This window comes from Kribbella sp. CA-253562 (assembly GCF_050942265.1).
GTDB lineage: Bacteria > Actinomycetota > Actinomycetes > Propionibacteriales > Kribbellaceae > Kribbella.
On sequence record NZ_CP192049.1, the window covers coordinates 6,308,801 to 6,331,919 of the forward strand.

Consider the following 23,119-nt stretch of genomic DNA (forward strand, 5'->3'; position numbering starts at 1 on the left):
GACGGACACCCCACGGTACGCAAATCCGGTGGTGCCTCGATGTCACCTGCATCTGCCCGTTCCGGCAACCTTCCACGCCTAGACTGATCACGCTTGTGGCCCGTGGTGCGCGTCATCCGTAGGAGGACCGAGAATGCCCGACTCCCGTAGCCAGACGATCGCCTACCCGGCACCCGGATCGCGGCCGGCGCGGCGCGGTCCCGAGCCGCTCGCGCCGCACGTGATCGTGCTGTTCGGCGCGACCGGTGACCTGGCCAAGCGCAAGCTGCTGCCGGGGCTGGCCTACCTGCAGCAGTCCCGGTTCGCGCCCGACGTACGGATCGTCGGTACGGCGACCGAGCAGCTCACCAACGAGGAGTTCCGGGCCCGCGCGCGGCTGGCGGTCGACATGTACGGGACGCACAAGATCACCGAAGAGGAGTGGGAGCAGTTCGCCGACCGGCTGGAGTACGTGCCGCGCGACGCCGGTCCGGCCGGACTCGCCGAGGCCGTGCACAAGGCCGAGGCGCTGCTCGGGCCGGACACCTGCCGCCTGCACTACCTGTCGGTGCCGCCGAAGGCCGCGCACTCGGTGATCGAGATGCTGCGCGACGCCGACCTGGTCGACCGGGCCCGGGTGGTGATGGAGAAGCCGTTCGGTGACGACCTGGCCAGCGCGGTCGAGCTGAACAACTTCGTGCACGAGACCTTCGACGAGGCGCAGATCTTCCGGATCGACCACTTCCTCGGCAAGGAGGCGGCGCAGAACATCCTCGCCTTCCGGTTCGCCAACGGGCTGTTCGAGCCGATCTGGAACCGCAACTTCATCGACCACGTCCAGATCGACATCCCCGAGTCGCTCGGCCTGGACCAGCGGGCCACGTTCTACGAGCCGACCGGCGCGTTCAAGGACATGGTCGTCACGCACGTGCTGCAGGTGCTGGCGTTCGTCGCGATGGAGCCGCCGACGGCGCTGGAGCCGCGAGCGATCTCGGAGGAGAAGAACAAGGTCTTCCGCTCGATGCTGCCGATCCAGCCGGCCGACGTCGTCCGCGGCCAGTACAGCGGCTACCGGCACGAGGACGGCGTCGCGCCGGACTCAGACACCGAGACGTTCATCGCGATGAAGGTCGGGATCGACAACTGGCGCTGGGCCGGCGTGCCGTTCTACCTGCGCACCGGAAAGCGGATGGCCGAGGGGATGCGGATCATCTCGATCGCGTTCAAGGAGGCGCCGAAGACGATGTTCCCGGCCGGCTCGGGCGTCGGGTCGCAGGGACCGGACCACCTGACCTTCGACCTGGCCGACTCGTCGCGGGTCTCGCTGTCGTTCTACGGCAAGCGGCCCGGGCCGGGGTTCCGGCTGGAGAAGCTGTCGATGCAGTTCTCGACGCAGGAGACGGAGTCGGCGGCCGACGTGCTGGAGGCGTACGAGCGGTTGATCCTGGACGCGATGCGCGGGGACCACACGCTGTTCACCACCGCCGAGGGCATCGAGTCGCTGTGGGAGAACTCGACGCTGCTGCTCGAGGACCCGCCGCCGGTCAAGCCGTACGCACCGGGCACCTGGGGGCCGAACGCGATCCACCAGCTGATCGCGCCGCGGGCGTGGCGGCTGCCGTTCGAACGCGAGTGGCGCGAGAACAAGCCCTGATCCACGCCGTTCCCCTCGCCGTCGTAGCGGGCCACCGGCGTTGTCGCGCTAGCCGGCGTGGGCGGGGCGGCGCAGGTCGTCGATCGCCTCGGTCAGCGCGGTCTCCAGGTAGTTGATCCGGCCGGTGGCGACGAGCATCGTCGCGCCGCCGGTGACCGCGGTGAGGATCGCCGTCGCCGAGCGGACCGGATCGACCGACGCGTCGATCTCACCCGACCCGCGCAGTGCCTCGACGCCGCGCACCAGGTACTCCAGCCAGCGGTCGAGCAGGTCGGCGACGATCTGCCGCGTGGCCGTGCCGCCCGTCCCGAGCTGCCCGGTCAGCGCCGAGAGCGCACACCCGTCGCGCTGCTCGTCGTACATCGTGATCACCCGCCGGCGCCACGCCTGCCACTTCCGCCAGGTGGTGAGATCGCCGAGCTCCGGCAACTGCTCGGCGATCACCTGATCGGCCTCCCGGCGCGCGACCGCCAGCATCAGGTCGGCCTTGCCGTCGGGAAAGTAGTGGAACAACTGGCTCTTGCTGGTCGCGGTCGCGGCGCGGATGTCGTCCAGTCCGACGTTCGCCACACCCTGCTCGCGGATCAGCAGCGCGGCCCCGTCGACGATCCGCTGCCGCGTCGCGGCACCCTTCGCCGTCAGCACCCGTTCCATGCGTTTCAGCCTACCGGCGCCCCGGCCCGGACCTCGCCGGCTAGAAGGCCGCGGCGACCGGGATGACGTCGGCGCCGATGCGCTCCAACCGGTCCAGCTGCTGCACGCCCGGGACCGCGCCGATCGCGACCTGGACACCGAGCCCGTGCAGCCGGCCGAGCTCGTCGATCAACTGCTGGGTCTTCCCGCCGTGCGCACCGGTGTCGAGCGGCTGGTACACGGTTTTGGTGATCTCGTCGTAGTCACGGCCGACGGTGTCGCAGTGCTGCCGAAGTACGTCGAGCTTGTGCTCCAGGTCAGGCGTGTTGAACAGGTTGCAGGCCTGCGCGTACTGCGCGACCAGGCGCAGCGTCTTCCGCTCGCCACCCCCGCCGATCATGATCGGCGGATGCGGCCGGCTGAGCGCCTGCGGCACGTTCAGCAGCCGGTCGGCCCGGTAGTGCTTGCCCGCGAACGGGCCGTCGTCGGCGGACCACATCCGCAGCACGTAGCGGACGGTGTCCTCCAGCCGCTCGAACCGCTCGGCCAGGGGCGGGAACGGGAAACCGAGACCGCGCGACTCCTCCTCGTTCCAGCCGGCGCCGATGCCGAGCATCGCGCGCCCGCCGGACAGCACGTCCAGCGTGGTGACCGCCTTCGCGAGCAGCCCCGGCTCGCGGTAGTGCACTCCGGTGATCACGGTCAGCAGCTTGGCGCGCTCGCTGTGCGCCGCGAGGAATCCGAGCGTGGTGTAGGCCTCGAGCATGTCGTTCTCGGTCGGGCCGACGGCGCTGATCTGGAAGAAGTGGTCCATCACCGCGAGGTACCGGAACCCGGCGTCGTCGGCGGTGCGGGCGACGGCGGCGAGCTCCGGGCCGAGCGCGCTCGGGCCGTTCGGCCAGGTGAAGTCGGGGATCTGCAGACCGATGTCCATGGAAGTGAGTCCTCTCGTTGCAGTCTGCAGTCGGTCAACACCCGGCCGTCCACGATGCTTCCCGATCCGGCAGCGGCAATCGGCGAGCGGCGCGATCTCGCCGGACGCGGACCGGTCGTGGACGCGGCGGGCCGATCGCTGATCTGATCTGGCCATGACGACGCACCGGATTGCCCTCATCCCCGGCGACGGCATCGGCCGCGAGGTGGTGCCCGCCGCCCTGGGTGTGCTCGAGGCGGTCGGCCGGCGGCACGCGATCAGCTTCGGCTACGACGAGTTCGACTGGTCCTGCGAGCGGTACCTGGCCGAGGGGTCGATGATGCCGGCCGACGGCCTGGACCGGATCCGCGGCCACGACGCGATCTTCCTCGGCGCGGTCGGCTTTCCCGGCGTACCGGATCACGTGTCGCTGTGGGGGTTGCTGATCCCGATCCGGCGGCAGTTCCAGCAGTACGTGAACCTGCGGCCGATCCGGGTCTTCGAAGGCCTCGACAGCCCGGTACGCCGTGCGGTGGCGGGCGAGGTCGACCTGGTCGTGGTCCGGGAGAACGTCGAGGGCGAGTACAGCGAGATCGGCGGGCGGATGAGCCGCGGCTTCCCGGACGAGCTCGCGGTCCAGCAGGCCGTGTTCACCCGCGCCGGGGTGACCCGGCTGGTCGACTACGGGCTGGCGCTGGCCGAGCGGCGACGCGGGTACGGCGAGGCCGCGGCCCAGCAGCGGACCGGCTACGTCACCTCGGCCACCAAGTCGAACGGGATCGTGCACACGATGCCGTTCTGGGACGAGATCGTTGCCGAGCGCACCAAGTTGTTCCCGGGGGTGCGCTGGGACCAGGAGCACATCGACGCGCTGAGCGCGAAGCTGGTCCTCGACCCCGCGCGGTTCGACGTGATCGTCGCCTCGAACCTGTTCGGCGACATCCTCAGCGACCTGGCCGCGGCCGTTGCCGGCGGCATCGGGATCGCCCCGGCCGCCAACCTCAACCCCGAACGCGACTTCCCGTCGCTGTTCGAGCCCGTGCACGGCTCGGCGCCGGACATCGCGGGCCGCGGCGTCGCCAACCCGATCGGGGCGATCTCGACCGCCGCGATGATGCTCGACCACCTCGGCCATCCCGAAGCCGCCGCCGAGGTCGAGACCGCGATCGCCGGCGTACTGGCTGCCCAGGAGGTCCGCACGCCCGATCTCGGCGGGACCGCGACGACGGCGAGCTTCACGCAGGCGGTGCTGGACCAGCTGACCGCTCGGTGATCAGGGCGCGATCTCCAGCGAGATGATCACGTCGTCGGCCAGCGTGAAGCGGTGGATGAGATCGACCTGGCCGCCGGGGAAGTCGCCTTCCAGATGGTGGGTGAGCACCCAGTGCGAGTCGTCGAGCTTCTCGGCGTGGGTGAGCTCGGAGGTGTAGGTGTACTCGGTGACCTCGGTTTCGCGCCAGTGCCGGATCTCGTCGTGGCCGGTGTAGGTCTTGCCGTCGTCCAGGACCGTGGCGTCCTCGGCGAAGGCCGGCAGCAGGTCGTGGAAGTTCGCCTTGCGCCCGGGCTGGGTCTCGCGCAGGTACGCCGTGATCGCGTGCGGCAGGTGCTTCACGGTCTCGGCGACGGTCGGGTCGGGCGGGGTCGGGATGGTCATCGGCTGCCTTCCGTGGAGAGGGTGAAGGTGGCGCGACCGAAGGGCCGGCCGTTGATCTGCAACTCCAGGGCGTGCTCGCCGGGGTAGTACCGGCGGGTGGAGATCGGCTTGAACGAGTGCCGCTTGGCCAGCCGGATCGACTCCCCGGGCGCCAGCGTGCGGGTGGTGAGCTTGAAGACCTTGGGCGCGAGCGTGCCGTTGGCCTTCACGTGGTGGACGACGTAGTCGATCGCCAGGCGGACCTCGTCGGTGCCGTGGTTGCGCGCGTCGAAGCTGAACTCGAGGGACTCCCCCACGGTGACCCCGGCGGTCGACAGCGCCGGGCCGTCGACTGTGAGGCCGGCGGGTGGGGCGTAGCCGAGCAGCTCCAGGGCGTCGGGGTCGCCGGCCTTGATCAGCGTGCGGAGTGCGTGCCGGACGAGCTGCGGAGTCGTCGGCGCGGAGTCCTCGAGCCAGGCGGCCGCGATCTGCACGGCGAGAGCGGGGTCGGCGCGGCTGACGTCGTTGAGGTGGTTGGCGACCGAGCGGCGCACGTACGACGAGTCGTCGCGGCGCAGGGCGTCGAGGATCGGGCGGGTGACGGCCGGGCGGGCGAGGATCTCGCGGACCTGCTTGGCCCACGGGAGGCGCGGGCGGGTGCCTTCGCTGGCGAGGCGGCGGACGTGCTCGTCGGGGTGGTCGGTCCAGGTGGTCACGACCGCGAGCGTGCGGTCGAGGTCGGCCGCGAGGAAGGTCCGCAGCGCGAACTCGGCGGTGAGGCGAGGCGTCAGCAGCGCGAGCAGCTCGAGCCCGCGCTCGAACTCGACCGCTTCAATCGCTCGGACAGCGACGGCTTCGGTGACCGGCCAGATCATCCAGCCGGTGAAATCCTCAAGGGTCAGGGCGGCCCGGAACAGCTCGTCGACCGGCTCGAAGCCGGGCGGCAGATCGGCGAGCAGCGCATCCCGGACCAGACGGCCGCGCTCGCTGAACCTCGTACCGGGCAGGGCCGCCGGCGCGGCGCGCAGAGCCGTCAACTGCAGCCTCGGATCGACCTCGTGCAGGATCGACCCCAAGGCCGCCACCGCGCTGGTGCTGAGCATTTCTTCGGCGGTCGGCACACGTCTCCCCGGTGGTCGGGCGGCCCTCGGCGAGCCGCTGAGATCGAGCGTACGAGCCGCCACCGACAACCCCGCTCCCCCACCGCCCGTGAGCCGGTCACTAGGCTCCGCGGCATGGAGATCTTGGTGATCGGGATCGGGGCCGGGGATCCGGACCACCTGACCCTGCAGGCGGTGCGGGCGGTGGAGCGGGCCGACGTGTTCTTCGTGCTCGACAAGGGCGAGGTCAAGCAGGAGCTGGTGGACCTGCGGACCGAGATCCTCCAGCGGCACGCGCCGGACGCCAAGGTCGTCGTCGGCCGCGACCCCGACCGGGACCGGACCAGTTCGGCGTACGTCGAGTCGGTGGACGACTGGCGCCGGCGCCGGGCGGACGTCTGCGCGGGATTGATCGAGTGCGAGCTGACCGGCGACCAGGTCGGCGCGTTCCTGGTCTGGGGCGATCCGTCCCTCTACGACAGCACGCTGGCGATCCTCGAGGACATCCAGGCGCGCGGTGAGCTGAGCTTCGACGTCGAGGTGATCCCCGGCATCAGCAGCGTCTCGGCCCTGGCCGCCAAGCACCGGATCGGGCTGAACCAGGTCGGCAAGCCGATCCAGGTGACCACCGGCCGGCGGCTCGCGCAGAGCTGGCCGGACGGGGTCGACGACGTCGTGGTGATGCTCGACGCCCAGACCGCGTTCACCGCGCACACCGACCAGGACGCGGACATCTTCTGGGGCGCCTACCTCGGGACGCCGGACGAGCTGCTGGTGTCCGGCAAGCTGTCCGAGGTGGCCGCCGAGATCGAACAGGTCCGCGCCGAGGCCCGCGAGCGCAAGGGCTGGATCATGGACACCTACCTGCTGCGCCGCAACCACCGGTAGCGTTCATTCGCCGCGGGCACCGTCGATCAGCTCGCGCAGGATGTCCAGGTGGCCGAGATGACGCGCCGACTCCTGCAGTACGTCGGTGAGGATCCGCTCGACCCTGACCGGCGTGTCACCGCCCGGCATGAACGCTGACCAGTCCGCCGTGGCCAGCGTCTGCTGGGAGCGGGCCCACTCGTCGTCGTACGCGGCGATCACCGAGGCGATCGTCTCGTCCGGACCGATCCGGAACTCGAAGTCGTGGTCGTCGGACCGCCACAGCGACGGCAAGTCCTGGCCGCCGATCCGGCGCTGGACGTGCTCGCGCTGGACGGCCGTCAGGTGCTTGACCAGACCGAGCGGACTCATCACCGGGGACGTCGGCAGCGGCGTCGCGCGGGCCTGCTGCTCGTCCAGCCCGTCCAGCTTGTTGACGGCGGTGGTGTGGACGGCCTGGAGGAAGCCGAGCACGGACTCGCGCAGCGTGGCGTCGGCGGCGGGCCAAGGGCGGTCGCGCAGGGGCATGGTCGGCCTTCGTCCTGTTCGCACGGGTCGGAGTGACCACCGTAGTACCAGGACGGCGCGAAACCGCCGGAGTTGCTGGTGGCAACCAGCTGGAGTGGTGGCATGTCTGCTGCTGTCTTGGTGCGTACGCCGGTGGTCCGGTGGCTCGGCGTCGTGGCGGTGACGCTGGGGATCTTCTCCATCGTCACCGTCGAGATCCTGCCGATCGGCTTGCTGACGCCGATCGGGCAGGACTTCGGGCTGTCGCCGGGGCGGACCGGATGGCTGATGACGGCGCCTGGACTGGTCGCGGCCGTGGCGGCGCCGGTGGTGACCGTGACGACCGGGCGGGTCGATCGCAGGGCCATGCTCGGGTTGCTGATGGTCGTGCTGGCCGGGGCAGACGTCCTGGCTGCTGTGGCCCACGTGTACTGGCTGGAGCTGGTATCACGGGTGCTGGTCGGGCTGGTGATCGGCGGGTTCTGGTCGATCGGAGCCGGGCTGGCGGGACGGTTGGTGCCGGAGCATCAGGTCGGACGGGCGACCGCGGTGATCTTCTCGGCCGTGCCGCTGGGGTCGGTGCTCGGCGTACCGGCGGGGACCTGGCTCGGCGAGCTCGGTGGGTGGCGGCTGCCGTTCGTGGTGCTTGGTGGGCTGAGCCTGCTGGTGCTGATGGCGTTGGTGGTCTTCGTGCCGCCATTGCCGGCCGAGCAGGTCACCAGACCGGCGGTGCTGTGGGAGGTGCTGCGGCTCAAGCAGACGCAGCTCGGGTTGGTGGCGACCTGTTTGATTGTGGTCGCGCACTTCGGCACCTACACCTATGTGACGCCGTTCCTGCGTGAGGTGACCGGCGTCCGGCCGGAGCTGGTGAGCATCTTGCTGCTGGCCTACGGAGTCGCCGGCCTGATGGGGAACGCAGTGGCCGGGCTGACCGTCGACCGGTGGCTGCGGCTCACCTTCGGGGGCGCGGCCTGCTTGCTGGCACTGGCGACGTTGCTGCTGCCGTTGGCCGGCCGGACGACGCTCGGCGCGGCCGGACTGCTGGTGGCATGGGGACTCGCGTACGGCGCGGTGCCGGTCTGCTCGATGACCTGGTTCGCCGCGGCGGCTCCGCACGCCCGGGAGGCGGCGACTGTGCTGTTCACCTCGTCGTTCCAGGCGACGCTGTCGGCCGGGGCGCTGGTGGGTGGCCTGTTGCTCGACCGGACGACCGTGTCGGTGGTGATGGTGGCCGGCGGGCTGACCGCCCTGCTGATGGTGGGAGTGCTGGCGTTGGAGTCAGTGACGCAGAACACAGGGGATGGGCGGGACGTAGCATCACGGCTGTGACCAGCGCTGGGAGGAGTGAACCGGACCGCTGTCCTGGCGTGCTCTCTGTGCATCAGGCAGCTGACGGCGGGCTGGCCCGAGTGCGACTGCCGGGCGGCGTGGTGAGTCCTGCGCAGCTGCGTGTCCTCGCTGAGGCTTCCGGCGACCTCGGCGACGGGAACCTGGAGCTGACCTCGCGGGGCAACATCCAGATCCGCGCTTTGCAGCCCGGAGCACCCAGGGAACTCTCCGACCGCCTGTACGCCGCCGGCCTACTCCCGTCGCTCACCCACGAGCGAGTGCGCAACATCCTCGCCTCTCCCCTGTCCGGGCTCGACCAGCACAGCCAGTACGACGTACAACCGCTGGTGGCCGCCTTGGACCGCGAGCTGTGTGCGACTCCACGGCTGACGGAGTTGCCGGGGCGCTTCCTGTTCACGCTCGACGACGGGCGCGGTGACCTGGCTGCCATCGGCGCTGATGTCGGCGTGCGCCTGACGGGTGACCACGCGGCGCTGCTGCTGGGCGGTGAGGACACCGGAGTGCAGCTCGACCCTGTGGATGTTCCGCGAGTGATGCTGCAGGCCGCTCAAGCGTTTCTGGACGAGCGCGAGGCTCAGCTGTCGGCTGCGTGGCGGCTGGGCGAGCTGGCCGAGGGGGTGCTCAAAGTGCTGAGCAGACTGGGCTACAGCAAGTCAGCTGGTCAGCCGGCATCACCAGGCGACCCAGTGCGCGCTGGGATGCGCGGTCCGGAGCTGCTGGTGGCCACCGTGCCGCTGGGAAGCCTCGGCCCGGAGCAGGCTGCCGTGCTGGCCGACGCCGACCAGCTTCGGGTCACCCCCTGGCGATCCGTCGTGGTAGTCGGCGGAGACGTCGAGCGACTGGTGGCGGCGGGGCTCGTGATGGACGAGGAGTCGCCGTGGAACCGGATGACCGCCTGCGCGGGTCGTCCTGGCTGCGGCAAGGCGCTGGCCGACGTACGGCGGGACGCGCGGCGGGTGGCCGGGATGGTGCCGGCCGGGCGGCGGCCGGTGCACTGGTCCGGTTGTGAGCGGCGGTGTGGGCAGCCTGCGGGAGACTTCGTGGACGTGCTCGCGCTGACCGACGGGTACTCGGTCGACGGCTCTGCCGCCGTGACCGCCGAGCAGAGTGTGATGAGGATGCGGTGAGCCAGTACGAGTACGAGACCGACGGGGCCGAGATCTACCGGCGGTCGTTCGCGACGATCCGGGCCGAGGCCGCGCTCGGGGACCTGCCGCCGGACGTGGCGCAGGTCGCCGTCCGGATGATCCATGCCTGCGGCATGACCGACCTGGTGGCCGACCTGGCCTGGTCGACCGGTGTGGTGAAGGCCGCCCGGGAGGCTCTGCGGCAGGGGGCGCCGATCTTCTGCGACGCCGCGATGGTCGCGGCCGGTGTCACCCGGCGGCGGTTGCCCGCGGACAACGAGGTCGTCTGCACGCTGAGCGATCCACGCGTGCCGGAGCTGGCGCAGCAGTTGCGGACCACCCGCAGTGCCGCCGCCCTCGACCTGTGGATCGACCGGCTGGAAGGGTCAGTGGTTGCAGTGGGCAACGCTCCGACGGCGTTGTTCCGGCTGCTGGAGCTGATCGAGGCCGGTGCGCCGAAACCGGCCGCCGTACTGGGCATCCCGGTCGGGTTCATCGGCGCGGCCGAGTCCAAGGAAGCGCTCGCGGCCAACGACCTGGGGCTGGAGTACCTGGTCGTCCGTGGGCGCCGGGGTGGCAGCGCGATCAGCGCCGCCGCCATCAACGCGATCGCGAGCGAGGAAGAGTGACCGGACGGCTGTGGGGTGTCGGGCTCGGTCCGGGCGACCCCGAACTGGTGACGGTGAAGGCCGCGCGACTGATCGGCGCCGCGGACGTGATCGCGTTCCACAGTGCGCGGCACGGCCGCAGCATCGCCCGGTCGGTCGCGGCGCCGTACCTGCGCGACGGTCAGCTCGAGGAGCACCTGGTCTACCCGCTGACCACCGAGACGACCGATCACCCGGGCGGCTACCAGGGCGCGATGGACGACTTCTACGCCGAGTGCGCCGCGCGGCTGGCCGCGCACCTCGACGCCGGGCGCGACGTCGTCGTACTGGCCGAGGGTGATCCGCTCTTCTACGGCTCCTACATGCACATGCACAAGCGGCTGACCGACCGCTACGACTGCGAGGTCGTGCCGGGCGTGACGTCGGTGAGCGCGGCGGCCGCCGTCCTCGGCCGGCCGTTGTGCGAGCGCGACGAGATCCTCACCGTGCTGCCCGGCACGCTGCCGCCGGACATCCTCGCGCAGAAGCTGCGGGAGACCGACGCGGCCGCGGTGATGAAGCTCGGGCGCACCTTCGGCAACGTGCGCGAGGCGTTCGAGCTGGCCGGCCGCGCCGACGAGGCCTGGTACGTCGAACGCGCGACGACGCAAACCCAGCGGACGTTGCCGCTCAGTGAGGTAGACCCGGAGTCGGTGCCGTACTTCTCGTTGGCGCTCCTTCCGAGCCCGATCAACAACACCTTCCGCGCGCCCGACGAAGTCCAGTCGCTCGTGGGGACGCGGGAGGAACAGCCCGTCGGCACCGACGGGTCCGTGACCGTCGTCGGCCTCGGGCCGGCCGGCCCCGAGTGGATGACCCCGGAAGTCCGCGCCGCCCTGGCGAACGCCGACGACGTGATCGGCTACGGCCCGTACGTCGACCGCCTGCCCGACCGGGCCCGGCAGCGCAAGCACGCGTCGGACAACAAGGTGGAGTCCGAGCGCGCGGCCTTCGCGCTCGACCTCGCCCGCAAGGGGTCGCGCGTCGTGGTCGTGTCCTCCGGTGATCCCGGCGTCTTCGCGATGGCCAGCGCGGTCACCGAGGTCGCCGCCGAGCCCGAGTACGCCGACATCGCCGTCCGGGTCCTGCCCGGGATGACCGCCGCCCAGGCCGTCGCCAGCCGCGCCGGTGCTCCACTCGGCCACGACTACTGCGTGCTGTCGCTGTCGGACCGCCTCAAGCCGTGGGACGTGATCGCTGCCCGTCTGACCGCGGCGGCGACGGCGGACCTGGCGATCGCGATCTACAACCCGGCGTCCAAGTCGCGCACCTGGCAGGTCGCCGCGACCCGCGACCTGCTGCTCGAGCACCGCGACCCCGGTACGCCGGTCGTGGTCGGCCGCGACGTCGGCGGCGCGAGCGAATCGGTCACGATCACCACGCTCGGCGAGCTCGACCCGGCCACGGTCGACATGCGCTGCCTGCTGCTGATCGGGTCCTCCCAGACCCGCTCGGTCGAGCGGCCGGCCGGGCCGCTGGTGTTCACTCCGCGTCGCTATCCGCAAGGGGCCGGTTAAGTCTGCCGGCCGAAGCGAGTGAGACCCGCGCTCCTTGGGTAGGCCCCCGGCACGAGGCGCCCTTGTGAGGAGATTGTTGTGGTCCAGCCGTACGAAGACTCCGGCACGCTGACCGACCTGCGGCCCGACGCGAGCACGCAGCGCTACGAGGAGGCGCGGGCGGCGGCGCACCGGGCGATGACGAACGTCCGGCTCGTTCCCGACCCGCCGGAAGCCGAGCCGGAGGTGGAGACCGAGCGGCCGGCGTACCGGGGGTTCAAGGCCGGTGCCGCGTTCTTCGGCTGGCTGATCGCCTTGTCGATGACCGCGTTCCTCGTCCTGGTCGTCGCTGGTCTGGGTGGCGTGGTCAGCTACTTCCTCGACTACACGGCGGCCGACGCCCGGCAGCGTCCGACGGAAGTCGCGTTGGCCGCGGCGATCGGTGTGACCGTCGTGCTGTGCCTGGCGTATTTCTGCGGCGGGTACGTCGCGGGCCGGCTCGCCCGGTTCGACGGGAAGCGGCAGGGCGTCGGCGTCTGGCTGATCACCGTGCTGGTGGTGGTGTTCGTCGCGGGAATCGGCGCCGCGCTGAACGTCTGGTACGACGCGGTCGGGCGCCTCGACCGTTCGGACCTGCCGCTGGCGGTGGGTACGCTCGATGCGGATCTGCTCCTGTACGGCGCCGCAGCGACCGGGGGCGCGATCGTGCTGCTCACGCTGGTCTGCGCGATCCTCGGCGGCCGCGCGGGCCGGCGCTTCCACGACAAGATCGACCGCGAGCTGGACTGAGCGGGTCGTACCGCGGGTCCGACGGGCGAGAGCGTGAGCTCGTAGAGCGGACGCTGCGCATGGGTGAGCGCACGGAGGGTACGAGTGGTGAGAGACGGGGCTGTCCTTGTGAGGAGAACTGCCATGGTCCAGCACTACCGTGACGACACCGACACGAGCGTCGGTCCGCCCGCGCAGCGCTTCACCGCCGACCGCACGGCGACCCAGCCGGTCGTCGAGAACGGACCGGCCGACGACCGCAGGCCGCTGCACCGGGCCAATGTGAAGACGTCCACCGAGGGCGAGGTGAACCCGGTCTACCGCGGGTTCAAAGCCGGCTCGGCCTTCTTCGGCTGGCTGATCGCGGTCGGCCTGACCGTGCTGCTGACCGCGATCGTCGGCGCGATCGCCGCGGCGGTCGACTACGCCGTCAGCATCGACCGCGGCTTCTTCGACGAGCAGGCCGGCACGGTCGGCATCGTGTCCGGCGCGCTCCTGCTCCTGGTGCTGGCGATCGCGTACTACAACGGCGGCTACGTCGCCGGCCGGCTGGCGCGCTTCGACGGCGCGCGCCAGGGCTTCGGCGTCTGGGGCATCGGCGTCGTGGTGACGCTGATCGTCGCCGGGATCGGGGCGCTCGCCGGTTCGCAGTACGACGTACTGGAGCGGGTGAACCTGCCGTCCGTGCCGATCGCCGAGGCGGACCTGACCAGCGGCGGGCTGATCCTCGGTGCCGCGGTGCTGGTCGTGACGCTGCTGGCCGCGGTGATCGGCGGCAAGGCCGGTCAGCGCTACCACCGCCGGGTCGACCACAGCTTCGACTGATCCTTCCGAGACGCCGGGTCTCCCCCACCCGGCCTCTCACCCTCCCCCCGAAGCGGGGAAGCCGGCCCTCCCCCGGCTTCCCCGCCTTCTTTTTGCCCGGGATCTCCCCGTTGGCGCCCGAACTCCTCGCCCACGATCCCCTCCCCACCCACACCCCGCACTCCCCACCCACAACCCCACCCCACCCACACCCGAGCCTCCTCCCCGTTGCGTCCGAAGAACCGAGGCCCACAACGCACGCTCCTTCGGACGCAAGCGGCAGGACGGCGGATCGAGGTGATCCGCCGTTCGGGTAGCGGTGGTGCACGCACACGCCGGCGGGACAGGATCGACGGCATGCCGGATCGAAGTGTGTTGGTGATCGGCGGAACCAGCGGGATCGGTGCCGCCGCCGCGCTGCGGCTGGCGCGCGACGGGGCGAGCGTGGTCGCGGCCGGGCTGAACCCGGAGGCGGCTCCGGCGGAGCTCCGTCAGGTGGCGGAGCTCCGCGCGCTCGACCTGCGCGCACCGACCGAGCTCGAGAATCTCGTCACCTCGTACGACGCGCTCGACGTCCTGGTCAACGCCGCCGGGATCATCCGGCGCGGCGACGAGCACCGGCCGGAGGTGTTCGCCGAGGTGCTGGCGATCAACCTCACCGGCGCGATGCGAGCCGCCGAGGCGGCGCACGACGCGCTCGCCGTACGCCGCGGCTGCGTGGTCAACGTCGCGTCGATGCTGAGCTTCTTCGGCGGCCCGCTGGTCCCGGCGTACAGCGCGAGCAAGGGCGGCATCGTGCAGCTGACCCGCTCGCTCGCGGTCGCGTGGGCTGCCGACGGGATCCGGGTGAACGCCGTCGCGCCCGGCTGGATCGCCACCGACCTGACCGCCGCGCTGCAGGCCGACCCGGCGGCGTCCGAACGGATCCTCGGCCGCACCCCGATGGCCCGCTGGGGTACGCCGGCCGAGGTGGCCGGCGCGATCGCGTTCCTCACCGGCCCCGACGCGGGCTTCGTCACCGGCGCCGTCCTGCCCGTCGACGGCGGCTATCTCAGCGCCTGAAGGAGAAACTCCCATGAGCCAGATCCCCGTCTCCGACGCCGTCCCGCTGGAGATCGCCGTCCAGGCGGTCCCCGACGACGACCGCCTCTGGGTCCCGCAGGCCCCCGACGTGTGGTTCCGCCCGCTGATGCTGAACACGGTCACCGGCCAGTGGTGCAACTTGCTCAAGGTCACCCGCGCCGGCATCGTGTCCCGCCACCGCCACCCCAGCGCGGTCTTCGGCTACGTCATCAAGGGCAAGTGGCAGTACGACGAACACGACTGGGTCGCCGAGACCGGCTCGTTCGTCTACGAGCCGCCCGGCGAGATCCACACCCTGCGCGTGCCCGAGGACACCGGCGAGATGATCACCTTCTTCAACATCTCCGGCGCGATGATCTACGTCGACGCCGAAGGCCACCAAACCGGCTACGAGGACACCTTCACCAAGATCCAGCTCTGCCGCGACCACTACGCCGCCAACGGCCTCGGCGCCGACTACGTCGACCAGTTCGTCCGCTGACAGACTCGTCGTTCATGACGCGCCTTCCGTCCCGCCTGCAGCCCGGCGACCGGGTCCGCTTCGTCTCGCCGTCCAGCAGGCCCGACCGCGCCCTGGTCACCCGGGGGGCCGAGTTGCTCGCGAGCTGGGGGCTGGAGGTCGAGCTCGGCCGCCACGTCTTCGACCAGGACGGCTACCGGGCCGGCACCGACGAGCACCGGCTGGCGGATCTCGACGAGGCCTTCCGGGATCCCGGCGTGCGGGCGATCTTCGCCACGAGCGGAGGAAAGGGCGCGTTCCGGATCAGCCAGCGGATCGACTTCGACGCCGTACGGCGCGATCCGAAACCTCTGGTCGGCTACAGCGACGTGACCGCGCTGCACCTGGCCCTGTGGAACGCATGTGGCGTCAGTGCGATCCACGGGCCGCTCGTCAGCTGGCGGGACCACTACGGCCCAGACTGCGCCGACACACTGCGGTCCGCGTTGATGACCACCGCCGGCATCGTCATCCGGCAACAACCGGACGAACCCACCGCCGCCCTGACGACCGGCGACACGGCCACCGGCACCCTGATCGGTGGAAACCTCGCCGCCCTCGCGTACGGCGTGGGCTCGGACCTCAAGGGTCTGGACGGCGGAATCCTGCTGATCGAGGCCAACAACATCGGCGACGGGATCGGGCAGGTCGATCGGCAGTTGACCCAGCTGATCAAGTCCGGGGTGTTGCGGGGCCTGCGGGGCGTTGCTGTCGGGCAGGTTCTCGGCTTCGACGACCTCGACGGCTGGTCGGTGATCGACGTACTGCGCGATCGCCTGGGCGAGCTGGCCGTGCCGGTCCTCGGCGGCTTGCCGGTCGGCCACGGCCCACAGCCGGCCACCGTGCCGCTGGGGACTACCGCCACCATCGACCCGCGAGCCGGCGTCCTCACCGTCGGTCCCGCGGTGAGGTGACCTCAGACCGGCGGCGTCCGCCCGGAGTTCGGCAGCGTCGACGTCGGCGGGTCGACGGACGTGACCGTGTCGATCACCGCGGTGAGCGCTGGGGTGCGGGGGCGGTCGCGGTGCAGGAACAGGGCGACCTGGCGTTCGACGCCCGCGTCGTGGATGGGGACCAGGCGGACGCCGTCCAGGTTCGCCGTGGTGACGGCGAGGGCGTTGGTGACTCCGGTGCCGAGACCGTGGCGGACCAATGACAGCAGGGTTTGCGGCTGGTTCGTGCGGTAGACGCTGACCGGGCTCAGACCGGCCGACGCAAAGGCGAGGTGGGACTCGAACTGGCGGCCGCCGGAGGACTCGCCGATGGAGATCAGCGGGAGGGTGGCGAGCTCCGCGAGGCCGATCGAGGGCTGGGTGGCCAGCGGGTGCTGGGCGGCGAACACGGCGACGAGCGGTTCGCGCCAGAGGACTCGGTGTTCGAGGGACTCCGAGACCACGAGCGGGTGGACCGGGCGGATGGCCAGATCGATCTCGCCTTGCACGAGAGCGCGTTCCAGCTCGATGCTCGGGCCCTCAACGAGCAGCAGGCGGACCTCCGGCCTCCGTACGGCGACCTGCGGGAACAGCCAGGCCGCCGCGCTCGGGTACGTGCCGAAGCGGACCTGCCCGCGCACGGTCGACAGCTCGCCGAGCCGGTGCAGGATCTCCTCGGCCGCCGGCAGCAGCGCCCGGCCCTCCGGCGTCAGCGCGACCGGATGCGCGGACCGGTCGAACAGCTGCACACCCAGCGCCTTCTCCAGCTCCGCCACGTGCTCGCTGATCCGCGACTGCCCGCGGAACACGGCCTTCGCGGCCGCCGAGAACCCGCCGTACCGGGCGACGGCGACGAAGCTGACCACCCAGTCCAGCCGATAGCCGTACGCCGTGGTCAGGTCCATGTCAGGAGGTTATCCGGGAAGACCTGGCTGTGCCCGTGGCGTTGAACCCTCTGTGGATACCCAAGTGGTGGTGATCGGAGCCGGCCAGGCCGGGCTGTCGGCGGCGTACCACCTGGTCCGGATGGGATTCACGCCGTACGACGAGGTCGTGGTCCTCGACCGCAACGACGCACCGGGCGGCGCCTGGCAGCACCGGTGGGACTCGCTGACCATGAACGACGTGCACGGCATCGCCAACCTGCCCGGAGCGGACGTGCCGCCGAGCATCGGCGCGGAGCGGGCGAACGTCTTCGTGCCGCGCTACTACGCCGACTACGAGACTCGCTTTGAGATCCCGGTCGTGCGGCCGGTCGTGGTCGAGAGCGTCCGCAAGGTGGACGGGCGGTTCGTACTGACAACCTCCGGCGAGACCTACACCGCCGACGCGATCGTCAACGCGACCGGCACCTGGAACCGGCCGTTCATCCCGTGGTACCCGGGCATCGAGACCTTCCAGGGACGGCAGCTGCACACCGCCGACTACCACGGCGCCGAGGAGTTCACCGGGCAGCACGTGCTCGTCGTCGGCGGTGGCGCGTCCGCCGTCCAGCTGCTCGCCGAGATCTCCGAGGTCGCGACGACGACGTGGGTGACGCGGCGCGAGCCGGTGTGGCGTACCGACGAAGAGTTCGGACCAGAGCTCGGACGGAAGATCATCGCGAAGGTCGAGGAACGGGTGCGCGCCGGACTGCCGCCGCGGAGCGTGGTGAGCGTGACCGGCCTGCAGCTGCGGCAGCAGGAGCAGGCGGCGTACGAGCGGGGCGTCTACACGCGCCTGCCGATGTTCGAGCGGATCACGCCGTACGGCGTGGTCTGGCCCGATGGGCGCGAGCAGAAGGTCGACGCGATCCTGTGGGCCACCGGATTCCGCGCCGACCTCGGCCACCTGGCGCCGCTGCACCTGCGCGAGCCGTCGGGCGGCATCAAGATGGACGGCACCCACACCGTGCTCGACCCGCGGATCCACCTGGTCGGCTACGGCCCGTCCGCCAGCACCATCGGCGGCAACCGCGCCGGCTTCGCCGCGGCCCGCGCGCTGCGCGACCTGCTGCACCCGAAGGTGCTCACACCAGCTGAGTGACCTCCGCGGACGCCCACTGCCGGTGCCGCCGGACCGCGACCGGGATCAGCGCGCCGGCCACCAGGAAAATCGTGGCCGTGAGCAACCATCCGGGCCATCCCCAGCTGACCGCGACAACAGTCAGCACGACCGGAGCGACCAGGTCGCCGACCTGCGTGCCCATCGCGTACGCACCCTGGTACTGCCCCTGCCCACCCGGCGGCGCCAGCTCGAAGCTGATCCCCCAGCCACCCGCCGACTGCAGCATCTCGCCCAGAACGTGAAGCAGCGCGGCAACGACCAGCAGACCGATCGTCACAGCACCCGATGTGACGTCGGTGAGGGCCAAGACCCCACAGGCCAACGCCAGCAGGAATCCCGCCCGCCGTCCGGCCCGGGCCGCACCGGCCAACTGTTCGGTGCCTCGGGCAACCCGGATCTGCAACAGGATCACCGAGATCGCGTTGACCACCAGCAGCACCGAGATCAGCCAGGCCGGCGCGTCCGTTGCCGTCGCGACCCACAGCGGGATCGCGACCTGAGCCATCGCGTTGTGCATGCTGAGCAGTCCGTCGAGCGCGACGAACGCCAGGAACGGACGATCTTTCAGCGCGGTCAGCGCCGACGGTCCGGCCGCCGAAGGCACCGGCGGCACCCGGGTCATCCCCCACTGCACCAGCCCCGCCGTTATGACGTACGTCGCGGCATTGGCCAGCAGCGCGATCACGTACACCGCGCGCTGGTCGACCGCCAGCACGATGCCGGCCAGCGCCATCCCGACACCCATGCCGATGTTGGTGGTCACCCGGAGCAGGGCGCGCGTCCGGACCCGCTGGTCGGCCGGGACCAGTCCGGCGATCAGGGCACCCTTCGCGCCGCGCTGTCCCGCGTCCGCGATCGCGGTCACCCCGACGACGGCCACGAACAGGCCGAACGACCGGACCTGGGTGAGCGCCGTCATCGTGACGGCCTGCAGCAGCAGGAAGCCGACGTACGCGCGGTTCGGTCCGAGGCGGTCGGCGACGACACCGAGCGGCGTACTGGCGACGAGACCGACCAGTCCGGCGATGGTCAGGCCGAGGCCGACCTCGCCGACCGACAGGCCCGCGGCCCGGGTCAGGTAGAGCGCGCCGACGGCGGCGTACACGCCGTTGCCGAAGGTGTTGACCAGCGTGGCGACCACCAGCCGGCGGACCTCGGGCGGGAGGGAAGCAGTCATGGCCGCCAGCCAACCGCGATCGCAGCCGGGCCGGCGGTGGATTGACGGAATCCGTCAACGCATCACGAGGTCGAGCAGATCTGTGCCGAGGGCACGCATCACCTGCTCGTCCAGCCGGTACGCGACGAACCGCCCCTGCCGCTCGGCCGTCACCAGCCCGGCACGCGTCAGGGCACGCAGGTGCCGAGTGACTTGGGTCGAGTTGAGTCCCCAGAGCGCGGCGATCTCTCCGGCGGTCCGCGGCTCGCTGGCCACCGCACGGCAGATCTGCAGGCGGTCCGGTACAGCCAGCGCCTCCAGCCGGCTCCGTACCACCTGTGCAGCCGGTACGCCGGTCCGCTTGGCCGCCGCCGGGTAGATCACCGTCAGCGGCTCCCCCGGCACCTCGCCGAGGAACACGTGCGGCGCGATGAAGTTGCTCGGCACCAGCAGCATCGACCGCGTCGCCAGGTCGATCCGCTTGTTCTGCACCTTCTGGACGACCACGCTGTCGGCGTCGCGCGGGTGGACCGCGCCGTCGAGCGACCGCAGCATCGCGGCGACGCCGTCGCGCACCGCCAGGTCCCGGTCCTGCCGGCCCCGCGCGGCCAACTGGTCGCACGACGCGGTCCAGAGCTCGCCGAACCACTCGTGCCAGCAGGAGTCGAGCAGTGCCAGGAACCGCGCGACCGGCTCGGCCGGGTCGGTCAGCAGCGACTCCACCAACGCCTCGACCTCCCGGCCACGGCTGCGCGCCCACCGGCGTACGGCGTCGGAGTCGGTGGTCCGGGAGCTGAGCGGCCGGCCACGCAGCGGGCGGACGAGCTCGGCGGCCAGGTCTTCCGGCGTACGGGCGCGGAGGCTGTCCAGCTCCTCCTGCCAGGTCGGCAGGCCGGTCGCCGCACTGGTGGCGAAGAAGCGGGCGCGGACAGCACGGACCGTCCAGGTCCAGGCGGCCAGCTCCTTGCGCAGCGACTTGCTCAGCTGGACGCCTTCGGCCCAGGCGGTGCGGTCGTGATGCCGCGGCTCGGCCAGTACGTGCAGCGCACAGCCGAGCTCGATCAGCGGCGACGCGACATGCCGGATCCGCTCAGGGTCCAGCTTGCTGAGACCCGCCAGAACAGTCGGCACTCAGCCCCGCAGCCGGAACAGCAGCTCGGTCTCCCACTGGTCCAGGTCCGGGACCTCGGCGGGGTCGGACCTGTAGACCTCCAGCCGGGCGGTCCAGCGATCACCGTCGGCGTCCCACTCGAGCCCCTCCTGCTTGGCCCAGGCCAGCAGGTCACCAGTCGCTTGGTAGAGCCCGTCCGGATGACCGTGGTGGGTGTGGCTGACGTAGCGCCCAGCCGGCAGCACACCGGCGACGATCTCACCCTCACCGGCCTGCCGCTCCGCGACGGGCACTCCGATCTCGATCACCAGGCCGTTGTCCATGTCGACCACGTCGTACTTGAAGAACAACGCGTCGACCGGCGTGATCCCGCGCGCCGCCAGCCAGCTGAACACCTCACCACCACGCTCGGCGAAGGCCCCGATCTCGTCCATCTGCACCGTGCCCCGCACCGCGACGTACGGCTGCTCCGATCGCTCGACGATCTCCGGCATGGTCCCTCCCTGCTCGACAAGTGCTTGGTGCTGCCACGCTACGACTCCCGCGGGTCGTCGCCACCACACCGCCCAGCTCGTACTCGACCACCGCCACCTCCGGCTCGGCCGTCAGATGCACGGCGTGCTGGGTGAACGAGTCGAAGCTCACCGGCAGCTGCGCCCGGCTCGGCACGGCATAGGCCAGCCAGTTCTCCTTCCCGACCCAGCGCTGCCCGCCGCCCGGCGCGAACGGCACCTCGATCACCACGTCGTCGGACAGCAGGTCGTCCATCACCGCCGGGCCTTCGGTCCACGTCCGGCCCAGCCGGTCGATCACCTGGTTCAGCTCCATCGCGCCCACCTCCGCTCGAAAGATGAGTCACCACTCATCTTCTGCCGGACTATAGTGAGTGATCACTCAGGTTTCTACCCCGGGAGGTCCGGTGGAACTCAGGGCCGACGCCCAGCGCAACCGGGCGGCGATCCTCGCCGCGGCGGCGGCCGTGTTCGCCGAGCACGGCGCTCGGGCGACCACCGAGCAGGTGGCCCGGGAGGCCGGGGTCGCGGTCGGTACGGTGTTCCGGCACTTCCCGACCAAGGACGCGTTGCTCGTCGCGATCATGAAGCAGTCCCTGGAGCGGCTGGCCGAACTGGCCGCCGGAGCGACGCTGGCTCGGTTCTTCCGCGCCGTGGTCGACGAGGCCGCGGCGACCCGGACCGTGGTCGACGCACTGGCACCACGCGGCCTGGACCTCGCCGAAGCGTTGGGCGGGCTGAAGGCCACGACCGCCCGGTTGCTGGCCGAGGCGAAGTCCGCGGGCGAGGTGCGGTCCGACGTGCGGATCGACGAGGTGATGGCCTTGCTGACGGCCTTGGCGCAGGCGGCGCAACAGGCGTCGTGGACACCCGACCTGCGGCGCCGGACCCTGAAGATCGTGCTCGCCGGGATGCGCTGAAAAACTTGCCATTGCCGTCCGGTCGAATCGGGCGTGTACTGCTGGTGGGAAAGGGGTTGTCATGAGGCGGCTCGCGGTGTGGATGGCGGCTGGGGCGCTGGTTGTGGGAACGGCCGGGACGGCGGAAGCCGAGCCGGCGACCGGGGTGGCCTACCCCGCGGGAGCCACGTCGACGCGGCTGACCGGGTGGGCGTTCGACACCTGTACGGCGCCGACCGTGGCGCAGATGGCGGCGTGGAAGAGTTCGCCGTACCGGGCGGTGGGGATCTACATCGGCGGCGGGAACCGCAGTTGCGCGCAACCCCAGCTCACCGCGAGCTGGGTCAGCGCGGTGACCAAGCAGGGTTGGCGATTGATCCCGATCTACCTGGGCTGGCAGGCGACCTGTACGCACCGGACGCGGGCGTTGAAGATGTCCTCGTCGCCGACGACGGCCGCCACCCAGGCGCGCGGGTCGGCGGCGGACGCGGTGACGAAGGCCAGGGCGCTCGGGCTCATCGGCGGCAGCGCGATCTACGGCGACATGGAGCACTACGACCTGGGCAACGCGAGCTGCCGGGCCGCCGTCCTGAGTTATCTGTCGGCGTGGACCAAGGAGCTGCACCGGCACGGATACCTGTCCGCGGTCTACGCGCATCAGGACAGCGGAGCGCGACACCTGGCCGAGGTCTACAACAGCACGGCGTACGCGCGACCGGACGCGCTCTGGATCGCCCGCTGGGACAAGAACACCGGGCTGTTCAACTGGCCGACCGTGCCCAACGCCTACTGGGCTTCCGGCCAGCGCGCCAAGCAGTACTGGGGTGACCACAACGAGACGTACGGCGGGGTCACGCTGAACATCGACAGCGACCGCTTCGACGCACCGGTCGCTTCGGTCGGTTTCGCGTACTCCACCAAGACCGCCCTGAGCGCCCGCAGCGGACCGTCCACCAGTCATCCGGTCGTCGCGACCTACGGCGCCGGCGCGACTGTTCGCGTGGCCTGCCAGACCTACGGCACCAAGGTCGGCACGAGCACCGTCTGGAACAAGCTGACCTCAGGCGCCTACGTGACCGACTACTACGTCAACACCCCGTCGAACACGACCTACTCCTACCCGATCCCGGGCTGCTCCCTCCCGTACCAGACCACCACGTCGCTCAGCCGGCGCAGCGGTCCGGGTACGGCGTACGGCGTGGTCGGCACCTTGCCCACCGGCTCGCTCGCGTGGATCACCTGCCAGCGCGCCGGCAGCAAGGTCGGGACGACGTCGGTGTGGAACCGGCTGACCGATGGCAGCTACGTCACCGACTACTACGTCGCCACCGCGAGCAACACGACCTACACCGCACCGAACAGGCGTTGCTAGGGCGTGTCTCCCGATACCTCGCACTAGGAGA

The 23,119-nt window shown here is 70.9% G+C and carries 25 protein-coding genes; 15 read left to right on the plus strand and 10 right to left on the minus strand.

From position 1 onward, the window contains the following. Positions 1-133: 133 nt before the first annotated feature. The gene (gene zwf / locus ACQPXM_RS29655; RefSeq protein WP_432939536.1) at positions 134-1,633 is read left to right on the plus strand and encodes a glucose-6-phosphate dehydrogenase; all 1,500 of its coding nucleotides are present in this window, start codon (positions 134-136) and stop codon (positions 1,631-1,633) included. Positions 1,634-1,681: 48 nt separating this feature from the next. Here zwf and ACQPXM_RS29660 read toward each other — a convergent pair whose 3' ends face one another. After that, positions 1,682-2,287 (minus strand): TetR/AcrR family transcriptional regulator, encoded by a 606-nt coding sequence (locus ACQPXM_RS29660; protein WP_432939538.1) that lies wholly within the window; start codon positions 2,285-2,287, stop codon positions 1,682-1,684. 40 nt (positions 2,288-2,327) lie between these two features. Beyond that, a complete protein-coding gene (locus ACQPXM_RS29665; protein ID WP_432939541.1) occupies positions 2,328-3,200 on the minus strand; it encodes an LLM class F420-dependent oxidoreductase in 873 nt (290 codons plus the stop codon). Between the two features lie 154 nt (positions 3,201-3,354). Here ACQPXM_RS29665 and ACQPXM_RS29670 point away from each other — a divergent pair, with 154 nt between their 5' ends. After that, on the plus strand, positions 3,355-4,452 hold the full coding sequence (locus ACQPXM_RS29670) for a tartrate dehydrogenase (RefSeq protein ID WP_432939543.1): 1,098 nt from the start codon (positions 3,355-3,357) through the stop codon (positions 4,450-4,452). On the opposite strand, the gene ACQPXM_RS29675 is transcribed toward ACQPXM_RS29670, so the two are convergent. Together ACQPXM_RS29675 and ACQPXM_RS29680 are read right to left on the minus strand one after the other, a co-directional pair. Next, a complete protein-coding gene (locus ACQPXM_RS29675) occupies positions 4,453-4,833 on the minus strand; it encodes a nuclear transport factor 2 family protein (protein ID WP_432939546.1) in 381 nt (126 codons plus the stop codon). Beyond that, complete coding sequence (locus tag ACQPXM_RS29680; protein ID WP_432939548.1) at positions 4,830-5,933, minus strand: DNA alkylation repair protein; 1,104 nt, start codon at positions 5,931-5,933, stop codon at positions 4,830-4,832. The genes ACQPXM_RS29675 and ACQPXM_RS29680 overlap by 4 nt, the downstream gene beginning before the upstream one ends. Positions 5,934-6,047: 114 nt before the next feature. Between ACQPXM_RS29680 and cobF the strand changes: the two genes are divergently transcribed. Further along, on the plus strand, positions 6,048-6,800 hold the full coding sequence (gene cobF, locus ACQPXM_RS29685; protein WP_432939551.1) for a precorrin-6A synthase (deacetylating): 753 nt from the start codon (positions 6,048-6,050) through the stop codon (positions 6,798-6,800). A gap of 3 nt (positions 6,801-6,803) precedes the next feature. On the opposite strand, the gene ACQPXM_RS29690 is transcribed toward cobF, so the two are convergent. Beyond that, entirely contained in the window at positions 6,804-7,307 is a 504-nt protein-coding gene (locus ACQPXM_RS29690; RefSeq protein ID WP_432939553.1) for a DinB family protein, read from the minus strand. A gap of 102 nt (positions 7,308-7,409) precedes the next feature. Here ACQPXM_RS29690 and ACQPXM_RS29695 point away from each other — a divergent pair, with 102 nt between their 5' ends. The 9 genes from ACQPXM_RS29695 to ACQPXM_RS29735 all read left to right on the plus strand — a co-directional run bounded on the left by ACQPXM_RS29695 (position 7,410) and on the right by ACQPXM_RS29735 (position 15,974). Next, the gene (locus tag ACQPXM_RS29695) at positions 7,410-8,615 is read left to right on the plus strand and encodes an MFS transporter (protein WP_432939555.1); all 1,206 of its coding nucleotides are present in this window, start codon (positions 7,410-7,412) and stop codon (positions 8,613-8,615) included. A 47-nt stretch (positions 8,616-8,662) separates the two neighbouring features. Beyond that, the gene (locus tag ACQPXM_RS29700) at positions 8,663-9,763 is read left to right on the plus strand and encodes a precorrin-3B synthase (RefSeq protein WP_432939557.1); all 1,101 of its coding nucleotides are present in this window, start codon (positions 8,663-8,665) and stop codon (positions 9,761-9,763) included. Continuing rightward, complete coding sequence (locus tag ACQPXM_RS29705) at positions 9,760-10,392, plus strand: precorrin-8X methylmutase (RefSeq protein WP_432939560.1); 633 nt, start codon at positions 9,760-9,762, stop codon at positions 10,390-10,392. Before ACQPXM_RS29700 ends, ACQPXM_RS29705 begins: the two co-directional genes overlap by 4 nt. Then, positions 10,389-11,927: a precorrin-2 C(20)-methyltransferase gene (locus tag ACQPXM_RS29710; protein WP_432939562.1), complete on the plus strand. Its 1,539-nt coding sequence runs from the start codon at positions 10,389-10,391 to the stop codon at positions 11,925-11,927. Before ACQPXM_RS29705 ends, ACQPXM_RS29710 begins: the two co-directional genes overlap by 4 nt. Positions 11,928-12,005: 78 nt before the next feature. Then, the gene (locus tag ACQPXM_RS29715; RefSeq protein ID WP_432939564.1) at positions 12,006-12,695 is read left to right on the plus strand and encodes a hypothetical protein; all 690 of its coding nucleotides are present in this window, start codon (positions 12,006-12,008) and stop codon (positions 12,693-12,695) included. Positions 12,696-12,818: 123 nt separating this feature from the next. Beyond that, positions 12,819-13,499 (plus strand): hypothetical protein, encoded by a 681-nt coding sequence (locus tag ACQPXM_RS29720; RefSeq protein WP_432939566.1) that lies wholly within the window; start codon positions 12,819-12,821, stop codon positions 13,497-13,499. A gap of 336 nt (positions 13,500-13,835) precedes the next feature. Next, on the plus strand, positions 13,836-14,540 hold the full coding sequence (locus ACQPXM_RS29725) for an SDR family NAD(P)-dependent oxidoreductase (protein ID WP_432939569.1): 705 nt from the start codon (positions 13,836-13,838) through the stop codon (positions 14,538-14,540). A gap of 13 nt (positions 14,541-14,553) precedes the next feature. After that, on the plus strand, positions 14,554-15,042 hold the full coding sequence (locus ACQPXM_RS29730) for a 2,4'-dihydroxyacetophenone dioxygenase family protein (protein WP_432939571.1): 489 nt from the start codon (positions 14,554-14,556) through the stop codon (positions 15,040-15,042). Positions 15,043-15,056: 14 nt separating this feature from the next. Next, positions 15,057-15,974: a S66 peptidase family protein gene (locus ACQPXM_RS29735; protein ID WP_432939573.1), complete on the plus strand. Its 918-nt coding sequence runs from the start codon at positions 15,057-15,059 to the stop codon at positions 15,972-15,974. Between the two features lie 2 nt (positions 15,975-15,976). Here the strand turns inward: ACQPXM_RS29735 and ACQPXM_RS29740 are convergent, their stop codons facing one another. After that, the gene (locus tag ACQPXM_RS29740) at positions 15,977-16,897 is read right to left on the minus strand and encodes a LysR family transcriptional regulator (RefSeq protein ID WP_432939575.1); all 921 of its coding nucleotides are present in this window, start codon (positions 16,895-16,897) and stop codon (positions 15,977-15,979) included. A gap of 64 nt (positions 16,898-16,961) precedes the next feature. Here ACQPXM_RS29740 and ACQPXM_RS29745 point away from each other — a divergent pair, with 64 nt between their 5' ends. Next, a complete protein-coding gene (locus tag ACQPXM_RS29745; RefSeq protein WP_432939578.1) occupies positions 16,962-18,017 on the plus strand; it encodes an FAD-dependent oxidoreductase in 1,056 nt (351 codons plus the stop codon). Here the strand turns inward: ACQPXM_RS29745 and ACQPXM_RS29750 are convergent. From ACQPXM_RS29750 to ACQPXM_RS29765, 4 genes are read right to left on the minus strand one after another with little or no spacing between them, the layout of a single operon-like run. Continuing rightward, positions 18,001-19,215, minus strand: coding sequence for an MFS transporter (locus tag ACQPXM_RS29750; RefSeq protein WP_432939581.1), 1,215 nt, complete (start codon positions 19,213-19,215; stop codon positions 18,001-18,003). The genes ACQPXM_RS29745 and ACQPXM_RS29750 overlap by 17 nt on opposite strands. A 54-nt stretch (positions 19,216-19,269) precedes the next feature. Then, positions 19,270-20,325, minus strand: coding sequence for a DUF5937 family protein (locus tag ACQPXM_RS29755; RefSeq protein WP_432939583.1), 1,056 nt, complete (start codon positions 20,323-20,325; stop codon positions 19,270-19,272). Then, positions 20,326-20,799 carry a GyrI-like domain-containing protein gene (locus ACQPXM_RS29760; RefSeq protein WP_432939585.1) on the minus strand — a complete coding sequence of 158 codons (474 nt, stop codon included), beginning with the start codon at positions 20,797-20,799 and terminating at the stop codon, positions 20,326-20,328. It lies immediately after the preceding gene. Next, the gene (locus ACQPXM_RS29765; RefSeq protein WP_432939587.1) at positions 20,702-21,133 is read right to left on the minus strand and encodes a nuclear transport factor 2 family protein; all 432 of its coding nucleotides are present in this window, start codon (positions 21,131-21,133) and stop codon (positions 20,702-20,704) included. The genes ACQPXM_RS29760 and ACQPXM_RS29765 overlap by 98 nt, the downstream gene beginning before the upstream one ends. A 91-nt stretch (positions 21,134-21,224) precedes the next feature. On the opposite strand from ACQPXM_RS29765, the gene ACQPXM_RS29770 reads away from it, so the two are divergent. Further along, positions 21,225-21,737, plus strand: a complete 513-nt coding sequence (locus tag ACQPXM_RS29770; protein ID WP_432939590.1) for a TetR family transcriptional regulator — start codon at positions 21,225-21,227, stop codon at positions 21,735-21,737. Positions 21,738-21,798: 61 nt separating this feature from the next. Next, positions 21,799-23,088 (plus strand): glycoside hydrolase domain-containing protein, encoded by a 1,290-nt coding sequence (locus tag ACQPXM_RS29775; RefSeq protein ID WP_432939592.1) that lies wholly within the window; start codon positions 21,799-21,801, stop codon positions 23,086-23,088. Positions 23,089-23,119: the final 31 nt, after the last annotated feature.

Excerpts from the sequence above, each read along its gene's own strand:
- ACQPXM_RS29660 (WP_432939538.1), bottom strand. The coding sequence starts at position 2,287 with ATGGAACGGGTGCTGACGGCGAAGGGTGCCGCGACGCGGCAGCGGATC.
- ACQPXM_RS29675 (WP_432939546.1), bottom strand. The coding sequence starts at position 4,833 with ATGACCATCCCGACCCCGCCCGACCCGACCGTCGCCGAGACCGTGAAG.
- ACQPXM_RS29690 (WP_432939553.1), bottom strand. The coding sequence starts at position 7,307 with ATGCCCCTGCGCGACCGCCCTTGGCCCGCCGCCGACGCCACGCTGCGC.
- ACQPXM_RS29750 (WP_432939581.1), bottom strand. The coding sequence starts at position 19,215 with ATGACTGCTTCCCTCCCGCCCGAGGTCCGCCGGCTGGTGGTCGCCACG.
- ACQPXM_RS29760 (WP_432939585.1), bottom strand. The coding sequence starts at position 20,799 with ATGCCGGAGATCGTCGAGCGATCGGAGCAGCCGTACGTCGCGGTGCGG.
- ACQPXM_RS29695 (WP_432939555.1), top strand. The coding sequence starts at position 7,410 with ATGTCTGCTGCTGTCTTGGTGCGTACGCCGGTGGTCCGGTGGCTCGGC.
- ACQPXM_RS29665 (WP_432939541.1), bottom strand. The coding sequence starts at position 3,200 with ATGGACATCGGTCTGCAGATCCCCGACTTCACCTGGCCGAACGGCCCG.
- ACQPXM_RS29740 (WP_432939575.1), bottom strand. The coding sequence starts at position 16,897 with ATGGACCTGACCACGGCGTACGGCTATCGGCTGGACTGGGTGGTCAGC.
- cobF (WP_432939551.1), top strand. The coding sequence starts at position 6,048 with ATGGAGATCTTGGTGATCGGGATCGGGGCCGGGGATCCGGACCACCTG.
- ACQPXM_RS29765 (WP_432939587.1), bottom strand. The coding sequence starts at position 21,133 with ATGGAGCTGAACCAGGTGATCGACCGGCTGGGCCGGACGTGGACCGAA.
- ACQPXM_RS29775 (WP_432939592.1), top strand. The coding sequence starts at position 21,799 with ATGAGGCGGCTCGCGGTGTGGATGGCGGCTGGGGCGCTGGTTGTGGGA.
- ACQPXM_RS29730 (WP_432939571.1), top strand. The coding sequence starts at position 14,554 with ATGAGCCAGATCCCCGTCTCCGACGCCGTCCCGCTGGAGATCGCCGTC.
- zwf (WP_432939536.1), top strand. The coding sequence starts at position 134 with ATGCCCGACTCCCGTAGCCAGACGATCGCCTACCCGGCACCCGGATCG.
- ACQPXM_RS29670 (WP_432939543.1), top strand. The coding sequence starts at position 3,355 with ATGACGACGCACCGGATTGCCCTCATCCCCGGCGACGGCATCGGCCGC.
- ACQPXM_RS29735 (WP_432939573.1), top strand. The coding sequence starts at position 15,057 with ATGACGCGCCTTCCGTCCCGCCTGCAGCCCGGCGACCGGGTCCGCTTC.
- ACQPXM_RS29720 (WP_432939566.1), top strand. The coding sequence starts at position 12,819 with ATGGTCCAGCACTACCGTGACGACACCGACACGAGCGTCGGTCCGCCC.
- ACQPXM_RS29725 (WP_432939569.1), top strand. The coding sequence starts at position 13,836 with ATGCCGGATCGAAGTGTGTTGGTGATCGGCGGAACCAGCGGGATCGGT.